This window comes from Spirosoma arcticum, assembly GCF_054779955.1.
The window spans coordinates 281,864-302,494 of the sequence record NZ_BAAGXG010000001.1 but is presented as its reverse complement, the minus strand read 5'-3'; the positions used below and the strand labels follow the sequence as shown (position 1 = coordinate 302,494).

Sequence of the window (20,631 nt, the reverse complement as noted above, 5' to 3'; positions counted from 1 at the left end):
ATTCTACTTTTTTAGGCATTCACCCCCATTTTTAAACAGGCTCTCATACCGTACAGCTTAAATTTTTAAGCAAGCTTTCCTAAAAATTCAAAATCTAAATTTCTCTGGATCTCCATGTACTAATGAATTCATAACACGTTCCTCACTATCATAATCATCACTATCATCTATTTTGTTGTTAATTGCATCATCATCTAAATCGTCAAAATCGTAATCATCTTCGTCTTCAATTACTAAATTCAGAGCAGATATTGGAAATGTAACAGTGGAAAAGTCGGCATCTTTCTCGTTCCACCATTGACATACTATTTGATTTTTATCCTCTGTGATTGCTTCATTATCACCTGCTACAGATTTAGTTCCATAACCAACGATAGTCATGGATGGACTACCGGACCTTAGTTCAACTAAGGCACCAACAATATAATCTAAATTAGTGTAAATAATTGATTCAGTTGCCATATGGATGTACTTACTAATGTTAAGGACCTATAATCTAACTGTGCTTGGCATCAGTCTTGATGCCAAGCACAGTTAGATATAACTTAATACGTTTACACTTCCTTTCACTCAAAATTCTTTTTCTTCTGGCGCAACTCCTTCACTTCGAAGTCGAAGGAGAGTTCGTTCATGCACCGGAAGTGCTTCATGGGGCAGTTGCCGAAGCCCGTTTGCGAACAGGGGCGGCAGGGCAAACCCGTTTTTTCGAGCACTACGTAGGACGTTTTGTATGGGTGATTGCCCAACTGGGGCGTCGAACTGCCCCAGATCGAGTAAACTTTCTTTTTCAGCGCGGCTGCGATGTGCATCAGGCCCGTATCGTGGCTGAACACCACCCGCGCCTGTTGCAACAACGACGCCGACTGATTCAGGTTAAACAGGCCGCAGGCATTGTAAATCAGCCGGTCGCCTATTTCATTAGCAATCGCTTCGCCAGCCGCACGGTCCTGCTTGTCGCCCAGCAGAACGACCGGGTGATTGATCTTCCGGCAGAGTTCAATCATCCGCGCCACGGGCAGTCGCTTGGTCATGTGCCGCCCACCAATGGCAAACGCTACGTAGTCGTGCCGGTGCGTGGGCGGAAGCCAGTCGGCTTCGACCTGGTCTTTGTAGGGAATGAAATAGTCCAGTCCCCTCTCGTCATTTTCGACGCCCAACGGCTGTATAGTTTCCAAGTAACGGTCAACAATGTGCTGCGGGGCGAGGGTGTTGATTTTCCAGCGGAGGTACAGCCACGTACGCAGGCTTGGCTTGTCTATGCTGTAGGTTCGGGTGCCCAGCATTGCCTTTATCAAACGGGCCGTGTAGCCGTTGTGCAGGTCCACAACGTAGTCGTACCGCTCGGCCCGCAACTGGCGAATGAGGTCGACCAAATTGCCCTCCAGAAAATAGCTCCGGTCGATGTGGGGATTATGTTCAACGATGGCTTGGTATGCCCGTTTCGTACAAAAGTGCACGGCAGCACCCGGTAGTTGTTGTTTTAGACAGCGCACAACGGGCGACGTCAGCACAACATCGCCAATGGACGAGAAGCGCAGTACCAGAATTTTGACCGGAGCAGCCATGACGAGGAGATTTATGCAAATCTATCGCATTTGCAGCGCGGGACCAAACCATTTAATAGACCCACCATTGGGGTTTTACGGGCGTTCGATAAATACTATTTTCGCAGGCTACGCAGGGGGCCAAAAGCGGCACCTCTACGGGTAAGTCCATCTCCGGTACGCCCTGCCCCTGACTGCGATCCACATAGAACGGCAGCCGCGAAACACCTGTTGCGCCGAAATAGCCATACACCGTTACGTTGGGATCGCTGATGCAGCGAATGTTACCCTGCACCGTTTGTGGGGCCGCGTCGAACAGCCCGCCCGTGTTATTGACCAACTGCCGGACGCTCTTCCAGAACTGATACGCTCCCCGGCTCAGGGCCTGCTGCTCCACTTCAACGTAATAGGGGGCTGTGGAGGTGTAGGGTGCCCGCATGATAAGCTGTCGGCTGATGGCCTGCCCATTGATGTCGGCGTCGGAGTTGACGCTGATGCAGTTGTAGCACCGGGTAATGTCCCAGCAGGGCGTGCAGCAGTACAAACCCGTGTAGGAGGTGCCCGACCGCAACAACGTTTTCTGGCAAACCGAGATAGCTTCGTAGTGCGTCCATTCCCAGCGGTAGTAATTACCCGTTGTTTCGGGATCTTTCGTGTCCAGGTACACATCCCAGCCCTGTTTTCGGCTGGACGTACCGGAAACCAGTTCGTTGCGGTATTCGGCGTAGAGTTTATCAATGGGCGGGGCCGCCGTTATCACCTCCGGGGCCGACTCGTAGCGAATGCCCGACTTAGTCTGAACAATGAGTTTGTAGCTGCGGCCCACCACGCCCTGAATGCCCCCGACGCGGGTTTGGTAGGTGCCGCCGGGGGCCTGTTCGCGCAGGGTTTCGCGATTGCCCAGGTTATCTTCAATGCTGACCACCGCCCCCGTTTCGAGCAGGTTGATGGCTTTGAAGCTGTAATCGGCGGTGCGGGTGAGCCGGACGGTGTAGGGGCCGGGCTGGTCGGTAATCTGGCCTTCCACCACCAACGCGGGCGACAAACTGACCGTGTCGGGCTGGAACTCCGTTACGCACGACAGCAGCAACGGGAACAAGAGCAAACAAAGAAGGGAGCGAAGCCGGATCATTATCAGAATTTGAAATTGTAGGTCAGCGACGGGAAAGCCGTGCCGAAGATAGCTAATTTGTAGGCGTCCGAACCCGACGCCGGGCTGAGCCGGTAGAAGACTGAATACGCATTTTTGCGGGCGTAGACGTTATAAATGGCGAATACCCAACTGCTCTGGTTGCGCTTTTTCTTGAGCGGATTCTGCTCGAACAACATCGAGAAGTCGAGCCGGTGGTAATTGGGAACGCGCTGCTGATTACGGTCGACGTAAATTGGAACAATCACCCCATTGATGCGGGCGCGAGCGTAGGGCTGCGTGGTTGGTCGGCCGGTGCTGTAGGTAAAATTCAGCGACAGGCTGAACCAGGCCGTTGGGCGGTAGGTCGTCAGCGCGTTGAGCGTATGGGGCTTGTCGTAATTGGCAGGATACGCCCGGCCGTTGTTTACTCGCTCGGGGGCGTAGGGACTGTCCATTGTCAAAAACGTACGGGCGTAAGTGTAACTGGTGAAACCCGTCCAGCGACCCGTATTTTTGCGAAGCAGTCCTTCAAACCCGTAGGCGCGGCCGGTGCCCTGCACAATCTGCGTTTCCACGGCTTCGGCCAGTTGCAGTTCAGCCCCGTCGCGGTAGTCGATGGCGTTTGTCAGCGTTTTATAGTACACTTCCCCCGATGCTTCGATGGCGTTGTTGGTCGTATTGCGGAAGTAGCCCAGCGACCACTGATCGGCGATGGTCGGTTTGGTGTACGTGTCGCTCAGGTGCCAGCGCGATGTGGGCAGCGCGGCCGTGGTGTTGGTCACCTGCTGAATATACTGACGCAATCGGCTGTACCCGGCTTTGATGGAGCGCCCCTCGCCCACCGACCAGCGCACCGCCAGCCGGGGTTCCAGCCCACCCGCCGAGTGATACACATTTCCAATTCCGTAGGTCTGGGCCACACCCACCGACTCCTCCTGACGCGGTAATCCTTCCTGATACGTCCTGACGGTGGCTGGTCCCCGGTTGAGCAGGGCCGAATAGCGAAGCCCCGCCAGCACCGACACCGCCGGGTTTAGTTTCCACTCGTCCTGCACGTAGGCCGCCAGTTCATAGGCCTGTTCGCGGGCCAGATCCACCGCCAACACGTTGGAGAACGGGCCGGGTGTGCGGGTGTTGGGTTGCACGAAGTAATCAATCAGGCTCACGCCCGCCTGCCACTGATGCGTTTCGTTGGGCGTAAACGTCAGGTCAGACTTGAGTTGCCGGTGCGTGACACCCGACCGCAGCCGGAACGCATTGGCCGAGTCGGGCGCGGACAGATCGGCTTGGTAGCGGCTCATAATCAGTGCCGTAGCTACGTTGATTTGCTTGCTAAGAAAGTAATTCCAGCGCAACGTTCCATTAATTGTCTGGTAGTTAAACTGCGTGGAGGATGCATTGATCTCCTGCCCCGACAGCGAATCGGACGCCAGCTTGAACACGTCCGTACTGACGTAGCCCGTCAACGTGATGGTGTGCTTTTCGGAAGGTTGGTATTTGAGTTTGGTCGTCAGGTCGTAGAAGTTGGCCTTGGTGCCGGTCAGGCCCGGTGGAGCCAGCTTAAACAGGAAATCGTTGAACGACGCCCGCGCGGCCGCCAGAAACGACAGTTTGTTTCTAACAATCGGCCCTTCGACACCCAACCGGCTCGAAATCAAGCCAACACCGCCGTTGACACTCCATTTTTCGGCATCCGGCTCCCTGATTTTCACGTCCAACACCGACGACGCCCGCCCACCGTAGGCAGCCGCCACGCCCCCCCTGTTCAGGGTCACGTCGCGCACCACGTCGGGGTTGAACACCGAGAAAAAGCCCATCAGGTGACTCGAATTGAACACCGGCGCATCGTCGAACAGAATCAGGTTCTGATCGGCGCTGCCACCCCGCACATTGAAACCGGGTGCGCCCTCGCCCACCGTCGTCACGCCCGGCAGCAGCAGCAAACTCCGCACCACGTCGACCTCGCCCAGCAGGGGTGGAATGCGCCGGATGCTGCGGATGGTCAACTGCGAAACGCCCATTTCTACCTTGCGCACGTTGCGGTCGGGCGCTTCGCTCGTCACCACGACCTCCTCCAGATCTTTGGAGTCGTCTTCCAGCGTGATTTCACGGAAGAGCAGTTTTTGGAGAGAAATCGTATCCAACCGGGGCCGGTAACCAACGTGCGTAAACTTGAGAACGTAATTTCCGGCGGGCATCGTCACAACGTAGAACCCGTCTTTGGCCGTTACGTAACCCTTCGACACGTTCATCACCACGATGTTAACGCCCTGAACGGGTTGCCCCGTTTTGGCATCACGCACGTAGCCCGTGGCCGAAAATGCCGGTCGACCCTGCGTATCTTTTTGCTGAGCTACTGCTCCATTGAGCACACAAATCAGAAAACCAAGTAAAACTCGAAAACGCATAAAGTGAGCAGGGGTAAGCGCGGGAGTAAGTGAGAGAAAAGGGAATCAGGCGAATAAATCAGCGACCACGAACTGAAAGTCGTCGATGACGGGTGCGGCCGAAAGGGTATCTGTCCCTTTGTAAACCTTGATTTCGTCGGGCGAGGTGTAGACGTAGATTTTTTGTTTGACGGGAACAACGTACCAGACCAACTGCGCTCCACCGTCGAAGTAATCCTGCACTTTGTCGGTCACGCTCTGAAACGACTCTGATTCCGATAGTATCTCAATGGCAAACCGCGTCCGGGCGCGTTCCCCCTGCCGGATGGCTTCCTGTTGGTCGCGGGTAAGATAGGTCAAATCGGGCACCCGTTTACGAGACCCGTCCACGTACGAATCCGTTTCCGGTAATAACGAGTTGCGCTGGCGATACGATTCAGTTTCTGCAAATCGGCGAACTAAAAAGTCAGCAATAAAAACTTGTTCCTGTTTAATGGCGGGTTTGGGAATGATGCGTCCCCGGACAAACTCGTAGCTGCCCTCGGTGACGTACTGCCGCTGCCACTGCTCAAACTCATCGACGGTCTGTAGCGTAGTAGGTAACGGCTCGGCTTGTGACAACGCAGTCATCATGGTAATTTCAGTTTTCAATGAATATCAAATCTACGACAATTGTCTACGTAATCTGGGAGCGAAACGCCCAGTTTATCGGTTGGCCCGCCGATTCTTGAAATAATCCGCCATTTCTGTCAACGTCAACGTGTTGAACGTCATTGTCTTGGTCAGGCCACCCTTGCGTCCAATAGCCACGCCGTAGTGCATGTCCAAGAGTCCGGCGAAGTTGTGGGCATCGGGGTTGATGCTCAGCATCACGCCCTGCTGCATGGCGTAGTCGATCCAGCGCCAGTCGATATCGAGCCGGTAGGGACTGGCGTTGATTTCGATGATGACGTTGTGCTCAACACAGGCGTCGATAATGACTTTGTGGTTGATGGGATAGCCTTCGCGGGCCAGCAGCAACCGCCCCGTTGGGTGGCCCAGGATGGTGGTGTACGGGTTTTCAATGGCCCGCAACAACCGCGTAGTGGCTTTTTCGAGCGACATGGTCAGCGTCTGGTGCACACTCGCCACCACATAGTCAAACGTGGCCAGCGTCTCATCATCGTAGTCTAATGAACCGTCGCCCAGAATGTCGGACTCGATGCCTTTAAAAATACGAAAGTCAGAACCATAACCCGCGTTCAACTGGTCGATTTCGGCCTGCTGCTGCCGGACGCGCTCTGCGTCGAGGCCACCGGCGTAGGAGGCCGTTTGGGAGTGGTCGGCGATGCCGAAGTAGGTCAGGCCCAGTTCGCGGCAATAGTTGGCCATGTCGGCCACAGACTGCTTACCGTCCGACCAGGTGCTGTGGTTGTGCAGGGTGCCGCGCAGGTCGTCCCAGGTCACGAGTTCGTCGGTACGGTGGCGGGCGGCCCAGCGAAACGCAAAATCATCTTCCCGCATTTCAGGAACGATAAACGGCAGACCCGCCCGCTCATAAATAGCCGTTTCGGAACCGTCCTGACCGGTGTATGCCGCCTGCAACAACGATACGCCCCCCGCTCCTACCTGCTGCAAATGCGGTTCAGCGGCCGACTGAATAAATAGCTGCCGGTCCATCTGCCCGGCCGGGTGAAACAGCAGCTCAACGCCCACATCGAAGCCTTCCATCCGGCCCCGCCACGCAAACGGCGACGAGTCTATCTTGTTTTGCTCCAGGTTCGGCAGGCCATTTAGCGTCAGCATGGCCGAGACGGGGTCATTCGTTTGCACCAGCAGTTGTATCGTATCAACTTCCTGCGCTTTCCGCCGAACCTGCCCACTGACCTCCACCCGGTCGAAGTGTTTCGTCAGTTCGTCGTGCAGCAGATTGGCGATCATGGCTCCCTTATCCATCCTGACTTTCCCTTTTTGTTCCTGCAAAAACTCCAGCGCGGCCAGAATTTTGTCTTCGGTGGCTTTGCCGAATCCCTTGATTTTAGCGACCTGCCCCGTTTCGCAGGCCTGTTGCAGGTCGGTTAGGTTGTCGATGCCCGACTCGCGCCAGAGCGTCCCGATTTTCTTGACGCCGAGTCCTTTAATGCGGAACATATCCAGCACCCCCGACGGCGTTTGCGCTAGCAGGTCGTCGAGGTCGGTTAAGTGGCCGGTTTCGGCGATTTCACGGATTTTGTGGGCGACGGACTTACCCACACCCGGCAGTTTTATCAGTTCGTCAACGGGCAGGTTGGCGAGGTCAGCAGTGGATTTGTCGAGGTTGAACGAAGCGGAGGTGAACGCCCGCGTTTTGAAGGTGTCGTACTCGTGAAGTTCCATTAACCGGCCGGTGAGTTCGAGCAGGTCAACGATTTCGGAATTGGTCATTGACAAAAGGGTATTTACTCCGCAAATTAGGCAATTGGTCGGATTTAGCGGGTGTTCGTATTGGGCGATCTTCTATCTTTAATGCATACAACGCAAAGCCATGCTCTCTAAACTCGTTCATTCGTCAACCGGTGCCGTGCACATAACGGCGGCCTTAGCCGCCATGCTGCTGGGCGCGGCAATAATTCTGATGACGAAAGGCTCCACCGCTCACAAACGCGTTGGATACGGGTACGTGGCAGCTATGGTCGTTGTGAACGTGACTGCATTTATGATTTACCACCTGTTCGGCCGGTTTGGACCGTTTCACATTGCGGCCATCGTGAGCGGCACGGGCGTTATTGGCGGTATGGTACCAGTTATTTTCCGGCATCGCATCCGTGGCTGGTACTATTATCACTATTACTTCATGAACTGGTCGGTGGTGGGTTTGTACGCGGCCTTCTGGGCCGAAACGCTCGTGCGGCTCTTTCCCATGAAGCAGTTTTGGCCGGTTGTGGCCATTGCAACGGGCCTGACGGCGTTCATTGGGAGCTACCTTATCAATCGGTATCGGGCGAAATTTTTCGGATTAATGAAGAAAGAACCTGTGGCAAACAACCACTCCATTGCGTAGCAGCACGCATTGATCCCTACAAAGCGATTTTTCTAACCAGTAACCAATACACTAATGGAACTTCAGGAATCCCAGCGCGACCCTTTTCTGTGGAAACAAGCTAAAGCCCGTGTGGGCTTCAAAATGCACCTCCGCTCGTACCTGATTGTGAATGCGGGTCTGTGGCTCATCTGGGGCCTCACCACGTTCTCCTTCCGCGACGGCGACAGCGATGGGCTGGGTTTTCCCTGGCCGCTTTTCCCCATGCTTGGCTGGGGTATCGGCCTTGCTTCGCATTACTTCAGCGTATATAGCCGGTCCGGCAACGAGCGTGATATGGCCGAGCGCGAGTACCAGAAGTTAGTCGACCGGCAACGGTAACTGAAAGCGTCTACATTAAAAAAGCGGGTGGGATTAATCGTATCTATACGGTCAATCCCACCCGCTTTCTGTCGTTTATACCGTCATACAATCAACTATTTCTTGATCTACAGGGCCACTGGACAAAGGCATAAACAGATGTCAAAACATCAATCCTTTTTTCGCGTTAACACAAAAAAATCGCCTTCTACTGATTTTCCTACGGGTCACTAACCGATGTAAGCGCATCCGTGAGGGCAATTACTTTACTCAACAACCATCCTGAATAAGCTAATGGAAAACAGAATTCGACCGACTATTCTGACGGGAATCGTACTGGCGTCCCTCCTGACGGCCTGTGACAAAGACGAAGTGTTCAACGCGCAAATTCCCGAAACCAACAAACAGCCAACGACAGCTCAGGTGCAGGGCAACGTGTTTGAACCAGCCTTAGTGGAAGCACCGATCAACGGGTGGCCCAGCTCAAAGTACCAGCGGGGTTCAGCATTGCCAAATTTGTCGATCAACTTGGTAAGCCCCGGATGCTGGCGGTCAGCGCGTCGGGCAATGTATACGTCACCAGTCGCGAAGCGGGTACCGTTACGCTGCTACGCGACACGAACGCCGACGGCAAGGCCGACCAGAAGCAGGTAGTCGCCAACATTAAGGGCGTTCACGGCATCACCTTGTATGCGGGCAAAATGTATTTAGTGTCCGTTAAGGAAGTGTACCGGTCCGACATCAACGCCGATGGCACACTGGCCCAGCCTCAGCAACTCATCAACAACCTGCCCGACGCGGGTCAGCACCCCAACCGAACTATCGGCCTCGGCCCGGACGGTTTGATGTATCTCACCGTGGGCAGCACCTGCAACGCCTGCGCCGAACCCAACATCGAAAACGCAACCATTCTACGGGCCAATCCCGACGGTACGAACCGGAAAATCTTCGCCAGTGGCCTGCGCAACACGATTGGTTTTGGCTGGCACCCCGAAACCAAAGAACTCTACGGTTTCGACCACGGCATCGACTGGCTTGGCGACGACCAGCAAAAAGAAGAGTTAAATCAGATCAAACAGAACGCTTTTTACGGCTGGCCCTACATTTACGGCAACGGCAACTACAACCCCCACCCCCGACCAATGGGCGACACGACCTACGCGCAGATTCTGGCCAAAACAACGCTGCCAACCGTGTCGTACGACGCCCACGCGGCTCCGCTCGGTATGATCTTCTACAAGGGTACCAGCGCGGCCGCAAGCGGCTTTCCGGCCGAGCACCAGAACGATGCGTTTGTGACGATGCGCGGCTCTTGGAATCGCACCCAACCCTCAGGTTACAAAGTGGTTCGGGCGCATTTTGAGAACGGCAAGCCAACCCGGATTGATGACTTCGTCACAGGCTTTCTGGTCGATAACAACCAGTCGCAGTTTGGGCGGCCGGTGGGCATTGCCACCCTGCCCGATGGCTCGCTGCTGTTCTCCGACGACAACAACGGCGTCATTTACCGAGTCAGTTATAAGAAGTAAGGCTGGTTAATTCATAAAAGGCCGACGCCATAATCTGCATGAACATAGATTATGGCGTCAGCCTTTCTCTTATACTTAAACACCAAAACACGTACACACCTCTACACTGCCACCGGTGCCTTGATAGCCGGGTGCGGGTTGTAGTTTTCGAGCGTGAAATCGTCGTAGGTAAAGTCGAACACTGACTTGACGGCTGGGTTCAGGCGCATCGTTGGCAACGGGCGGAAATCGCGGGCAAGCTGCGTCTCGACCTGCTCCAAATGGTTTACGTACAGGTGCGTATCGCCCCCCGTCCAGACGAACTCGTGCGCTTCGTAGCCGCACTCCTGCGCAATCATCATCGTCAGCAGCGCGTAGGACGCAATGTTGAACGGGACGCCCAGAAACACGTCGGCGCTCCGTTGGTAAAGCTGGCAGGACAGCTTGCCGTCGGCCACATAAAACTGAAAAAGCAGATGACAGGGTGGCAACGCCATAGTTGGAATATCAGCCGGATTCCAGGCCGAAATAATCATCCGGCGCGAATCGGAATTTCGTTTGAGTTGATTCAATACATCCTGCAACTGGTCGATGATGCGCCCGTCCGGGGCAGCCCAACTCCGCCACTGTTTTCCGTAAACCGAACCTAAGTCGCCATTTTCGTCCGCCCATTCATTCCAGATACTCACACCGTTATCGGTGAGGTATTTGATATTCGTGTCGCCCTTGATGAACCACAACAGCTCGTGGATAATCGACTTGGTATGGACTTTTTTGGTCGTCAACAACGGGAAACCGGCTTGCAGATCGAACCGCATCTGGTAGCCAAATACGCTGAAGGTGCCGGTGCCGGTGCGGTCGGTTTTGCGGGTGCCGTTGGCCAGAATGTGGCGCAGCAGGTCGTGGTATTGCTTCATTTACGCGGTTGTTGAATGGTCGCAGCGGGTTTTGTGGATTTGAAGACGGAGGGGTCCTTGACGGCTAAATAAATACCATATCCAGCGCCTATCAGCATAACGAGTGCCATAAACAACACATAACCAATGGCAAACGCGGCTACCGAGCGCAACGCAACGGTTATCAGCCGCAGCTTGTGCCGAAATAATTGATAGTAGGTTACGGTGTTATACCCAATCATGGCCACGAGCGATAAGCCCATAACGACCGAATAAGCCGCAACTGATCCGCCCAGCGCCCAGAACAGAACGACGATGACCAGCGACATCAGCAGGTGAACGTTGGTGATGAACGTTTGCACGACGAGCAGTTCCGGGTAGTTGTAGCGCTGCCGCCGAAACAGCAGCCAGTACCCAAACGCATAGAATGGAATCATCAGAATAGAGATCAGGGTCTGATTGCGTTCTATAAGCTGGAATAATTCCGTCTGGAACGCCTGTGCACGGACCGGTGTATCTTTTACATCAGCGTTCAACATTTCCTGACTAACTTTTACGAAGCTAACCCCCAGGCCGTGCTGAATGAACAGGTAAATCGCGCCAAGCAGGAACAGCAGGGCCAGCGGGCGGTAATGGTTGATGCGCCTGCCTTCCAGAAACTCGCGGATGGTATGGCCGGGGCGAGTCAGGAGCTGGCGCAACGTGTAGGCAATCCCGTGGTCAACGTGCCAGACGCTGTGCGGAATTTCGTGCCAGATGTAGTGCCAGTTTACCGGGTGCGTATCGGCCCGCTGACCGCATTGGCTACAAAAGTGGCCCGCGTATTCGTGATCGCAGTTTTGGCACGTTACCCGGTCGTTTATCGAATGAGCATGGGGTTGAGCAATCGTTGGCGAAGAAGAGTTCATATAAATGAGCGTTTGCCAAAAATAAGCAATATCTAATTTTACCCATGTCTCGTAAAAACAAAAATCCGAATCATCACTGACGATGATTCGGATTTTTGATGTACTCAGTTACCCGTTTACACCTGCGCTTTCTTCATGCAGCAGGCATGACCAGCACTTTTTTCGCATTTCTCCGATTTGGCTTTCACGCGCTTTGCCTTTTTTTCTTTCCGGGTATCAGCCGCGAACGAAACGGTGGTCAGGGTGGTCAGCAGGGCCAGACCAAGCAGGACTTTCTTCATGGTACAAACGGTTTATACGGTTCGTGCGCCTGAATGCGCTTCAGCAGAAATTCTGCAAAAACCGCGCCATCCAAAAAACATTAGGGGTTCAGTTCAAATGAGTACGTTATCTCAGTCGTGGGCCGGAACTGCGCCGTAGCCGAGCAATATTTATCCATCGACAGGTCAATGGCTCGTTTCACCCGACCTTCGTCCAACTGGCCTTTGAGCGTATAGGCAATGTGAATCTTCTGGAACGGCGCGGGCACGGCTCCCTTCTCGCGCAGCCCGTCGACGGTCATTCGGAAGTCTTCGATTACCTGCTTCTGCTTTTGTAAAATCAGGATTACGTCGATGGCGGAGCAACTTGCTAAGCCCATCAGTAACATCTCCATTGGCCGCGCCCCTGCATTGTGCCCACCAATATCCACGGCTCCGTCGATGTGCTGCTTTACACCCGAAAGGCCGACGGCTTCAAAATGGAAGGCGTCATCAACGCGCACGAGTTCAACCTGCATTGTATTAAATTGGGGTACGGTCTCAACCGGTCGTGAATCAAGCATCGTCTTTTTTGCGTTTATAGGGGAGAGTTCGTAGTTTCACCGCACGGCCAGTCCGACGCAATCGGCAGCCTGGCTGCATAAATTTAGATCAATCCATGTCCGAGAAATTCACCGACGATTTATTCGACCTCAAAAACGACCGGCGGCTGAGCGTTTACCTCTACCGGTCGGGCTTCGGCGCGTGGCTGCTGTATATCGTGTCGGGTGCCCGGTTCATGCATTCGGTGAGCACGTATCGAACAGATTTTGGGGTCTTCTCGTTCTTTTTGATGGTTATGGGCCTGTCGGCGTCCATGATTTACGATTACTATCACCACCCCGCCGAGTTCGAGCAAAAAAAGAAATGGCTGGCGTTCAGCTACTTGATTTTAGCCGGGCTAATTTATTTCTTTATCCTGCACAACGAAGCAATTTCCCTGCCCCAGCTAATTGGCAAGGGACTGTTCTGATCATCCTCACTTATGCTCCTCCGCCGTCTTTTATCATCGTCCACCAACTTCGGTTGGGCGGTGCTGTTTTTGCTGACGTTGCCCCTGCTAAGTCCGGCTCAAACGGCACCCGCCAAACAAGACTGGCTTCAACTCTTCAACGGCAAAGACCTGACCGGGTGGGACGTTAAAATCGCGGGGTATCCGCTGAATGACAACGTCGGCAACACGTTCCGGGTAGAGGACGGCATGTTACGCATTGCGTATGATCAGTATGACCGGTTCGACAAGAAATACGGTCATCTTTATTACAAGCAGCCTTTTTCGCACTATATCCTGAAGTTTGAATACCGGTTTACGGGTAATCAGGTGCCGGGGGGCGATGCGTGGAACGTGCGCAACAGCGGGGTTATGATTCACTCGCAGTCGGCGCAGAGTGTGGGATTAAAGCAGGATTTTCCGATCTCGCTGGAGGTGCAGGTACTGGGTGGTCTCGATAAAGGGGAACGCTATACGGCGAACTTATGTACCCCCGGAACGCAGGTATTCATGGACGGTAAACTCAACACGGCTCACTGCATCGACTCAAAGTCCAAAACCTACAATGGCGATCAGTGGGTGGCTGTGGAAGTGGTGGTGCTGGGCGACTCGATCCGGCACCTGATCGACGGTGAAACGGTGCTGGCCTATCAGAAAGCCCAGATTGGTGGGGGCTACGTCAGCAAACAGTACGATTTTAAGCAGGCCAACGTACCCGACCCGCAGGCATGGGCCGCCAAAGACGGGACGCCCCTAACAACGGGCTACATTGCCTTGCAGAGCGAAAGCCACCCGATTGATTTCAGGAACATTGAACTACTGAACCTGAAAGGCTGCATGGACTCCAGGGCGACAAACTACAAGTCCTATTACACCGTTTCGGACAAGTCGCAGTGCGTTTATAAACGGTGAGCTTCGGCCCGATTCGTCCCCATTCCTTCTGACCAGTCAATCCTATTCTCTGATTCTCGGTCAGTGCCAGTTCAGCTATTTCCTTCCCTGCTCCAATCCCGTTGACTCTACGGCTTCCGGTTCGCGTGTTATTTTGTCATTTACACCGCTGACGAGGGTTTTTTGTAGACTGCTATACGGTCCGCTGGCATTTGTACGAGTCTATTACGTACTTGTGTATAACGCAACTTACTGTCAGGCGAGAACCAGTCGAATTTGTTCAATCTAATAACAAATCTATTAAACAAAGAGTCAGCATTATTATATAATGCAAACGGTGAAGTATATACGCATAAATTTTTCATTTTTAATAGTTTATAGGTAAATCAGCTTTAAAATGACACTATGCGCTTTAAATGGCAGGTGAGAAAAAAATTAACGTTTCTCCTGTACGATTAAACAATAGTGTGAACAATTTATCACTACATTGTGCCCAGTTAACTATAGTCAATTGTTCATCCATAAACCTTATTTTTAACAACACTCATGGAAACCTTACACATACCAACGCTGCTGCTGGTAGGCGAACTTCGTCCGGGCGACGTAGTAGGATTCACTTTCTTCACGGGCTACATGGCCATGTTTGCTGCGTCAGTGTTTTTCTTTCTGGAACGCTCACAGGTAGAAGGCCACTGGAAAACATCGCTGACCATTTCGGGCCTGATCACAATGATTGCAGCGGTTCACTATTACTACATGCGCGATCAGTACCTGGCAACCGGTCAGTCGCCAACCGAATTCCGGTACATCGACTGGACGCTGACCGTGCCGCTGATGTGCGTTGAGTTTTACATGATTATCAAGCCCTTTGGCGGCAAGGTAAGCACCATGTGGAAGCTGATTGGGTACTCGGTCTTTATGCTGGTGTTCGGCTACGTGGGCGAATCACTCGACAGAGGCAACAGTATCCTGTGGGGTTCTGTATCAACGCTGGGCTACGTCGGCATTTTGTACGAAATTTACCTCGGCGACGTCAAGAAAATTGCCGATGCCTCCAACGACCGTTCCACGCTTAAGGCGGTGTCGCTGCTGCGCTGGTTCGTGCTGGTAGGCTGGGCCATCTATCCAATTGGGTTCATGTTGTTACCGGGCAACCTGCTGTCAGGACTGAACTTTAATATCGACCTGGTTTATAACATTGCCGACGCCGTCAACAAGATTGGCTTTGGTCTGGTTGTTTATTCTGCCGCCGTTGCTAACTCAAACGCGTTGCACGAAGCGCCGGTCCAGCGGGCTACGCCCAGCGAACGCCGTCAACCGGCTACCATCTGATAGCAGGAGCGAACACGGGAAACCGCATTACCAGTGGGTAGTGCGGTTTCTTTGTTTATACGGCAATCCAGTTAATCCCACTTGCTCCTGCTGGTGAGAAACATTGTCTATTTGGGCGAAACGATGTAGTATTGATACCGCAACTACCCTTACCTGGTTTATGTCCTTCAACCGACGTCATTTTCTGACTTCTCTCACGGCCCTCGGCGGAACTGCTCTGCTGCCCGGCAATTCAGTGGCTTATGCCCGGCCAACGGCAGCCGCATTCCCCCTTTCCTGCAATGCTTACACCTGGAACACGTTCTATGGGCGCGAGAAGAAACAGTGGATGGCCAACCCCGACGCATCATTGTCTGAGTTCGTACAAGCGGGTCTGACCGCCTATGAGCCGTCGTTCAACAATGCGGAGGAAGTCAGGAAGCTGGCTCCGTTCCTGCCTAAATATAAATTGGCGATGCCGTCGCTGTACGTCAACAGCGCTCTGCACCGCGCCGATGAAGCGCAACGATCCATTGATTCGGTGCTGGCCATTGCCGACGCGGCCAAACCACTCGGCGCCCGGATCATTGTCACGAATCCGAATCCAATCAAATGGGGCAGCGAAGACGACAAAACCGACGCGGATCTGACCGAGCAGGCCAAAAACCTGGACCGGCTGGGGGCTGAACTCCGCAAGCGGAGCATGACGCTGGCTTACCACACCCACGCCCCCGAACACCGGCAGGCCGCCCGCGAGTTTCACCACATGCTGCTGGCGTCAGACCCTAAAAACGTATCGCTTTGCTTAGATGCGCACTGGGTTTATCGGGGGTCGGGCAACTCGCAGGTGGCTTTGTTCGACGTGATCAAACTCTACGGCAAACGCATCGTGGAATTGCACATCCGGCAGTCGAAAGGTGGTATCTGGCAAGAAACCCTCACCGACGGCGACATCGACTACCGGCGCTTGGTGAGCGAGTTGAAAGCTCAGAACATCCGGCCGCTGGTCGTGCTGGAGCAGTGTCTGGAAAAGGACTCCCCCAACACGATGGGGGCCGTTGAAGCCCACAAGCAGGACATTAGCTATGCCAAAGCTGTGTTTGCGGGGTTGGTTTAAAAACGCAGGGGTCCACCGCCAACAATTTTGACCGGATCGGGTTATTCCAGTAGTACTTACACACTCATTGTTATGACTACTGATCTGAACAAACCGGAAACTCAGGAAAAGGCCGTTAAAAACATACAGCCTAACATCGGTCTTGAAAAAGACGTACTCAAGAAAGACAACGAACTGCTCAACGCCTACCTGGCCGACCTGCACGTTCTGTACATTAAGACCCGCAAATACCACTGGAATGTGGCCGGGCCGAGCTTCAAAGAATACCATGAGTTCTTTGAAGAACAGTACAAGGAACTTGAAGAGATCATTGACCAGGTTGCCGAGCGCATCAGAACGTTGGGTGGTAAACCTCTGTCGACAATGGCCGACTTCATCGGGGAAACCAGCCTTGAAGAAGACCACAGTGGCGAGGTGAAAACCGTGGATATGTTCCAGCGGCTGCTAAGTGATCACGAGCAAATTACGCGTGAACTGCGCGAAGACGTAGATACCTGCGACGAAGAACTGAAGGACGCTGGCACCGCCGATTTTCTGACGGGCCTGATGGAAGCCCACGAAAAAATGGCCTGGATGCTTCGTAAATATCTTTCGTAGTACGCCGGTCTAATTAGAATCAACGGACGTATTTCTGTCAGCTTGACAGAAATACGTCCGTTTTTGCGTACTTAGCCCAATGCTACCGGCTTTAGAACAACATATCCGCAATCGAATCAGCCTGGCGCGGCCGGGCCGGTCGCAGATTGACCAATTAAGCGCTAAGCCCGATGATGCACAATTGGCCGAAGTGCTATCCCATTTTACGCTAATTAAAGTAAAGCGCAATGAACTGTTGCTGCGCGAAGGCGATGTATGCCGATTATGCTATTTTGTGGTGAAGGGTTGCATTCAGGTATTTACCCATGACAGCAACAGCGAAGAAAGTACCCGCGACATCGTTGTTGAAAACAACTGGGTAACCGAACTCTTCAGCTTTGGCAATCAATATCCGGCCAACGAAAATCTTCGTGCCGTGGAACCGGGTCATCTACTGGCCATTGGTTTCGAGAGCTTCCAGCAATTGGTGCGGACCGTACCGACCTTCGAGCAGATTTACCGGCAGATCATCGAACAGTCGTACGTCAATTCTGTCTTCCGGCTCAACACGTTCGTGGCGATGGACGCCCTCGAACGCATTCGGTGGATGCGCGAATACCAGCCTAAACTGCTCACCCGGCTGTCCAGCAAACTCGTTGCGTCCTACCTCGGCATCTCGGCCGAAACTTACAGCCGCCTGAAAGCAAAGCTGTAAAACCTTGACTTTTGTCAATGGTCAGGTTCAGTCAAACAGTCACCTTTGCATCGTTAATTGATTCGTTAACGCACAAACAATCAACTGATTATGCAAAATTTAAACCAACGAGTTCGTGAACTCAACGACCTGGTAGCGGCCTTTCGCTACCCCGAAGCATTCGACAAGTTTTATGATGAGTCGCTACTTAATTACGAAAACGAGCATCCCCCAATGGTGGGCCTGCAAGCCGAACGGGAAGCCATGGCGCACTTCCTGAATTCGATTACGAACCACTCAGCCGAACTCAAAACGGTGATTGTGGCCGACGACACGTCGGTGAGTGAATGGCTGTACGATTTTACGCACAAGGATTGGGGGCATCGTCGTTACACGCAGATCACCGTGCAGCGCTGGAAAGACGGTAGCGTGGTTCACCAGCGCCACCACTACGCCACTGCCTAATCGGGACCCACATGAAGGAGTTTATGCTTTTGTTCCGAAATATCACCGGCGATGGCCAATACATCTCAACGCCACAGGACATGCAGACCGATATGCCGAAGTGGCAGGAGTGGATGGGCGATATCGCCCGGCAAGGCAAATTAGTGTCCTCGAAACCAATCGACTACGCAGGTGTGGTGGTGCGTAACGAGGGCGTTAGCGAGGGGCCGTACGTTGAGGGGCAGGAGTTAGTGGCGGGCTACCTGATTTGCAAAGCCGAGGGTATGGCGGAAGCCGTCGCTTTCGGCAAAAGCTGCCCAATTTTAAAGTACCCACATGGCAGCGTGGAAGTCCGGTCCATTTTACCATTCGAAGCGTAACCCTATAAACCATATCTAATCATGGACAAACTCATTGGTGCAGGCAAGTGGCTATTTTTGCTATCCTTTTCATTCTATGTATTTCTACACCTGGCGCTTCCGGACGTTGGTGTTCAGAAGTACGTACCGTCGTATCTTCCCTTTGCCTATTTCTGGAACTACCTCACTGGGTTAGCTATGCTGGCTTTCATTGTCAGCGGCAGTATTGGAAAATTCGACAAGCTGGCATCGCTTCTGATGGCCGTGTATCTGCTGCTGGTTACTTTGTTGGTTCACGTCCCCAATGCGGGCAACGATCCAATGGAGATGCTCAACGTTTTCCGCATCACTAACATGATTGGCGGTGCGTTGATGTACGCGGGTGCCTTTGCCCGCGACAAACGGCTGAGTTTTACCGCGCCGATACCTGAACCCGCGTAGCCTGACCCCGATTGTCGTAATCAGTTTATTTGCCGACGACGGCTTTTGTTTTTCGCTAATTTACTGCCGACTGTCACGGACGTAACGGTCAGTTGCCTACCGTTATCAACCCATCATGCCCAAATCCCTCTCCTTCCGTTCCGGTCTCGGCAGTGTTCTGTTTTGGTCAGTCATCTCGGCCGCATTCATTGGGCCGGGTTCCGTGACGGCCTGTGCCATCGCTGGCTCAACCTACGGTTTGCAACTGCTTTGGGTGCTGACCTTCGCCACACTCGGCACCGTCTGGCTGCAAGAAGCAGCCGCCCGCATCACCATCGCTACGGGTTACGATTTGGGGCAGGTTATCACGAAAGCTTACACCGGGCGCCGGGGACGCTGGGTAGCCGGACTGTTATTCGGGGCCATATTCCTGGGCTGCGCGGCCTATCAGGCGGGCAACATTCTCGGTGCCGTAGCGGGACTGGCGCTGCTGACCGACCTGCCGGTGCCCGCTCTGACCGTGGGCGTTGGTATTGTCTGCGCGGCTCTGTTGTGGATCGGTTCCACGCAGGGGCTGGCTAACATGTTGGGTTTAGTCGTTTTTTTGATGGGCGGGGCGTTCGTTTACGTAGCCTTTGGTACTCCGGTCACACCTATCGAACTAACAAAAGCCTTAATCATACCGGCGTTTCCGTCAGGGTCACTGCTGCTCATCAATAGTCTGATTGGTACGACCATTGTCCCTTACAACCTCTTCTTTGGGTCGAGCATTGTGCAAAACCAGTCAATGGGCGAAATGCGGCTGGGCATCTGGGTAGCCGTTGTGCTGGGTGGCATCATTTCGGTCGTGCTGTTGCTGGCCGGGCTACTCATTCCAACCGATTTTTCATACCCGCACATGGCGCAGGTCCTCAGCGAACGGCTCGGTGCCTGGGCGGGTTCGCTGTTTGCGTTTGGACTGTTCGCGGCTGGGTTTGCCTCGTCATTAACGGCTCCACTGGCGGCAGCGGTCACGGCGCAGAGTTTGCTGGGCGTTCGCAAAAACTCCGGTACTTACCGAGCCATCTGGCTCACGGTGCTGGCAACGGGCCTGACGTTTGGCCTGCTGAACGTAACGCCCATTCCAGTCATTGTGGCGGTTCAGGCCATCAACGGCATCCTGCTCCCATTCGTGACGGTATTTCTGTTCATGGCCGTCAACAACCGGACCCTGCTCGGCGATGCGTACTGCAATTCACTATGGCAAAATGTGGCAATGAGCATAGTGGTCGTGGTTACGGCCGTGCTGGGCGGCTGGAATGTGTGGCTGGCGGTGGCTGGGTTGTTTTAGCTTACGTTGTCAGCGCAAACGGACTGCTTCGTAGTTCCCGCCAAGTCCAGAGTGCGAGACCCGTTTCGGCCAGGGCAAACCCAATTAGAGACGGTTTGGCAATGCCCAGACTAACAAATACGATTAAGCCCGCGCAGAAAACGAGCCGCCCGTAAACCGTTGCCCGCACTACATGGTCGTTGCCGTGCCGGGCCATCGCCCTATATAATAGAAGGCCAGCACCAGCATTCCCATCACCCGAATCCAGGGTTCGTTGGTGGGCGGAAAGCCAAACAGCGTCAGCAGCACGTTCGAAATAAACAACAGCGACAGCCCGGAGATCAGGACGTAGACCATCTGGCCGTACATGGATTTGTAAATCTTTTGCATCAGTAGTGAAGGGAAGGGATTAGGGTTGAGATGCAAAGATTATATTGGCGGGTTACTACCGCATGGCTCCATACAAACTCGTTGAGAGTTAGCTATT

General features: G+C 53.5%; 25 protein-coding genes. 13 read left to right on the top strand and 12 right to left on the bottom strand.

Annotated features, from left to right (window positions below; genetic code table 11):
- Positions 1 to 87: 87 nt before the first annotated feature.
- The 6 genes from ACYVHB_RS01390 to ACYVHB_RS01365 form a co-directional block, all read right to left on the bottom strand.
- The gene (locus tag ACYVHB_RS01390) at positions 88 to 462 is read right to left on the bottom strand and encodes a DUF2158 domain-containing protein (protein WP_461048902.1); all 375 of its coding nucleotides are present in this window, start codon (positions 460 to 462) and stop codon (positions 88 to 90) included.
- Between the two features lie 104 nt (positions 463 to 566).
- On the bottom strand, positions 567 to 1,565 hold the full coding sequence (locus ACYVHB_RS01385) for a glycosyltransferase family 9 protein (protein ID WP_461048900.1): 999 nt from the start codon (positions 1,563 to 1,565) through the stop codon (positions 567 to 569).
- 52 nt (positions 1,566 to 1,617) lie between these two features.
- Positions 1,618 to 2,676, bottom strand: coding sequence for a DUF4249 domain-containing protein (locus tag ACYVHB_RS01380; protein WP_461048898.1), 1,059 nt, complete (start codon positions 2,674 to 2,676; stop codon positions 1,618 to 1,620).
- A gap of 2 nt (positions 2,677 to 2,678) precedes the next feature.
- Positions 2,679 to 5,084: a TonB-dependent receptor gene (locus ACYVHB_RS01375; protein ID WP_461048896.1), complete on the bottom strand. Its 2,406-nt coding sequence runs from the start codon at positions 5,082 to 5,084 to the stop codon at positions 2,679 to 2,681.
- A gap of 45 nt (positions 5,085 to 5,129) precedes the next feature.
- On the bottom strand, positions 5,130 to 5,696 hold the full coding sequence (locus tag ACYVHB_RS01370; protein WP_461048894.1) for a Uma2 family endonuclease: 567 nt from the start codon (positions 5,694 to 5,696) through the stop codon (positions 5,130 to 5,132).
- Between the two features lie 72 nt (positions 5,697 to 5,768).
- Complete coding sequence (locus tag ACYVHB_RS01365) at positions 5,769 to 7,466, bottom strand: helix-hairpin-helix domain-containing protein (RefSeq protein ID WP_461048892.1); 1,698 nt, start codon at positions 7,464 to 7,466, stop codon at positions 5,769 to 5,771.
- A 100-nt stretch (positions 7,467 to 7,566) separates the two neighbouring features.
- Here ACYVHB_RS01365 and ACYVHB_RS01360 point away from each other — a divergent pair, with 100 nt between their 5' ends.
- The 3 genes from ACYVHB_RS01360 (at position 7,567) to ACYVHB_RS01350 (ending at position 9,950) form a co-directional block, all read left to right on the top strand.
- Entirely contained in the window at positions 7,567 to 8,082 is a 516-nt protein-coding gene (locus tag ACYVHB_RS01360) for a DUF2306 domain-containing protein (RefSeq protein ID WP_461048890.1), read from the top strand.
- Positions 8,083 to 8,136: 54 nt separating this feature from the next.
- Entirely contained in the window at positions 8,137 to 8,442 is a 306-nt protein-coding gene (locus ACYVHB_RS01355) for a 2TM domain-containing protein (RefSeq protein ID WP_461048888.1), read from the top strand.
- Positions 8,443 to 8,894: 452 nt separating this feature from the next.
- Complete coding sequence (locus ACYVHB_RS01350) at positions 8,895 to 9,950, top strand: PQQ-dependent sugar dehydrogenase (RefSeq protein WP_461048886.1); 1,056 nt, start codon at positions 8,895 to 8,897, stop codon at positions 9,948 to 9,950.
- A gap of 101 nt (positions 9,951 to 10,051) precedes the next feature.
- Here the strand turns inward: ACYVHB_RS01350 and ACYVHB_RS01345 are convergent, their stop codons facing one another.
- The 4 genes from ACYVHB_RS01345 to ACYVHB_RS01330 all read right to left on the bottom strand — a co-directional run bounded on the left by ACYVHB_RS01345 (position 10,052) and on the right by ACYVHB_RS01330 (position 12,556).
- Positions 10,052 to 10,846, bottom strand: coding sequence for a thymidylate synthase (locus ACYVHB_RS01345; RefSeq protein WP_461048884.1), 795 nt, complete (start codon positions 10,844 to 10,846; stop codon positions 10,052 to 10,054).
- Positions 10,843 to 11,733: a DUF3667 domain-containing protein gene (locus ACYVHB_RS01340; protein ID WP_461048882.1), complete on the bottom strand. Its 891-nt coding sequence runs from the start codon at positions 11,731 to 11,733 to the stop codon at positions 10,843 to 10,845. The genes ACYVHB_RS01345 and ACYVHB_RS01340 overlap by 4 nt, the downstream gene beginning before the upstream one ends.
- Positions 11,734 to 11,849: 116 nt before the next feature.
- Entirely contained in the window at positions 11,850 to 12,014 is a 165-nt protein-coding gene (locus ACYVHB_RS01335) for a hypothetical protein (protein WP_461048880.1), read from the bottom strand.
- Between the two features lie 80 nt (positions 12,015 to 12,094).
- The gene (locus ACYVHB_RS01330) at positions 12,095 to 12,556 is read right to left on the bottom strand and encodes an OsmC family protein (protein ID WP_461048878.1); all 462 of its coding nucleotides are present in this window, start codon (positions 12,554 to 12,556) and stop codon (positions 12,095 to 12,097) included.
- Between the two features lie 95 nt (positions 12,557 to 12,651).
- Between ACYVHB_RS01330 and ACYVHB_RS01325 the strand changes: the two genes are divergently transcribed.
- The 10 genes from ACYVHB_RS01325 to ACYVHB_RS01280 all read left to right on the top strand — a co-directional run bounded on the left by ACYVHB_RS01325 (position 12,652) and on the right by ACYVHB_RS01280 (position 20,165).
- Positions 12,652 to 13,005 carry a hypothetical protein gene (locus tag ACYVHB_RS01325; protein ID WP_461048876.1) on the top strand — a complete coding sequence of 118 codons (354 nt, stop codon included), beginning with the start codon at positions 12,652 to 12,654 and terminating at the stop codon, positions 13,003 to 13,005.
- A gap of 12 nt (positions 13,006 to 13,017) precedes the next feature.
- A complete protein-coding gene (locus ACYVHB_RS01320) occupies positions 13,018 to 13,935 on the top strand; it encodes a 3-keto-disaccharide hydrolase (protein WP_461048874.1) in 918 nt (305 codons plus the stop codon).
- Between the two features lie 525 nt (positions 13,936 to 14,460).
- Entirely contained in the window at positions 14,461 to 15,246 is a 786-nt protein-coding gene (locus ACYVHB_RS01315) for a bacteriorhodopsin-like (protein WP_461048872.1), read from the top strand.
- A 160-nt stretch (positions 15,247 to 15,406) separates the two neighbouring features.
- Positions 15,407 to 16,342 (top strand): sugar phosphate isomerase/epimerase family protein, encoded by a 936-nt coding sequence (locus ACYVHB_RS01310; protein ID WP_461048870.1) that lies wholly within the window; start codon positions 15,407 to 15,409, stop codon positions 16,340 to 16,342.
- Between the two features lie 72 nt (positions 16,343 to 16,414).
- Positions 16,415 to 16,939 carry a Dps family protein gene (locus ACYVHB_RS01305; protein WP_461048868.1) on the top strand — a complete coding sequence of 175 codons (525 nt, stop codon included), beginning with the start codon at positions 16,415 to 16,417 and terminating at the stop codon, positions 16,937 to 16,939.
- Between the two features lie 79 nt (positions 16,940 to 17,018).
- Positions 17,019 to 17,633 carry a Crp/Fnr family transcriptional regulator gene (locus ACYVHB_RS01300; RefSeq protein ID WP_461048866.1) on the top strand — a complete coding sequence of 205 codons (615 nt, stop codon included), beginning with the start codon at positions 17,019 to 17,021 and terminating at the stop codon, positions 17,631 to 17,633.
- A gap of 90 nt (positions 17,634 to 17,723) precedes the next feature.
- Positions 17,724 to 18,077: an ester cyclase gene (locus tag ACYVHB_RS01295; protein ID WP_461048864.1), complete on the top strand. Its 354-nt coding sequence runs from the start codon at positions 17,724 to 17,726 to the stop codon at positions 18,075 to 18,077.
- Positions 18,078 to 18,088: 11 nt separating this feature from the next.
- On the top strand, positions 18,089 to 18,436 hold the full coding sequence (locus ACYVHB_RS01290) for a YciI family protein (RefSeq protein ID WP_461048862.1): 348 nt from the start codon (positions 18,089 to 18,091) through the stop codon (positions 18,434 to 18,436).
- Positions 18,437 to 18,457: 21 nt separating this feature from the next.
- Positions 18,458 to 18,856, top strand: a complete 399-nt coding sequence (locus tag ACYVHB_RS01285) for a hypothetical protein (RefSeq protein WP_461048860.1) — start codon at positions 18,458 to 18,460, stop codon at positions 18,854 to 18,856.
- 115 nt (positions 18,857 to 18,971) lie between these two features.
- The gene (locus tag ACYVHB_RS01280) at positions 18,972 to 20,165 is read left to right on the top strand and encodes an NRAMP family divalent metal transporter (protein WP_461048858.1); all 1,194 of its coding nucleotides are present in this window, start codon (positions 18,972 to 18,974) and stop codon (positions 20,163 to 20,165) included.
- Between the two features lies 1 nt (position 20,166).
- On the opposite strand, the gene ACYVHB_RS01275 is transcribed toward ACYVHB_RS01280, so the two are convergent.
- Together ACYVHB_RS01275 and ACYVHB_RS01270 are read right to left on the bottom strand one after the other, a co-directional pair.
- Entirely contained in the window at positions 20,167 to 20,361 is a 195-nt protein-coding gene (locus tag ACYVHB_RS01275) for a hypothetical protein (protein ID WP_461048856.1), read from the bottom strand.
- Positions 20,334 to 20,534: a hypothetical protein gene (locus tag ACYVHB_RS01270; protein ID WP_461048854.1), complete on the bottom strand. Its 201-nt coding sequence runs from the start codon at positions 20,532 to 20,534 to the stop codon at positions 20,334 to 20,336. Before ACYVHB_RS01270 ends, ACYVHB_RS01275 begins: the two co-directional genes overlap by 28 nt.
- Positions 20,535 to 20,631 lie beyond the last annotated feature (97 nt).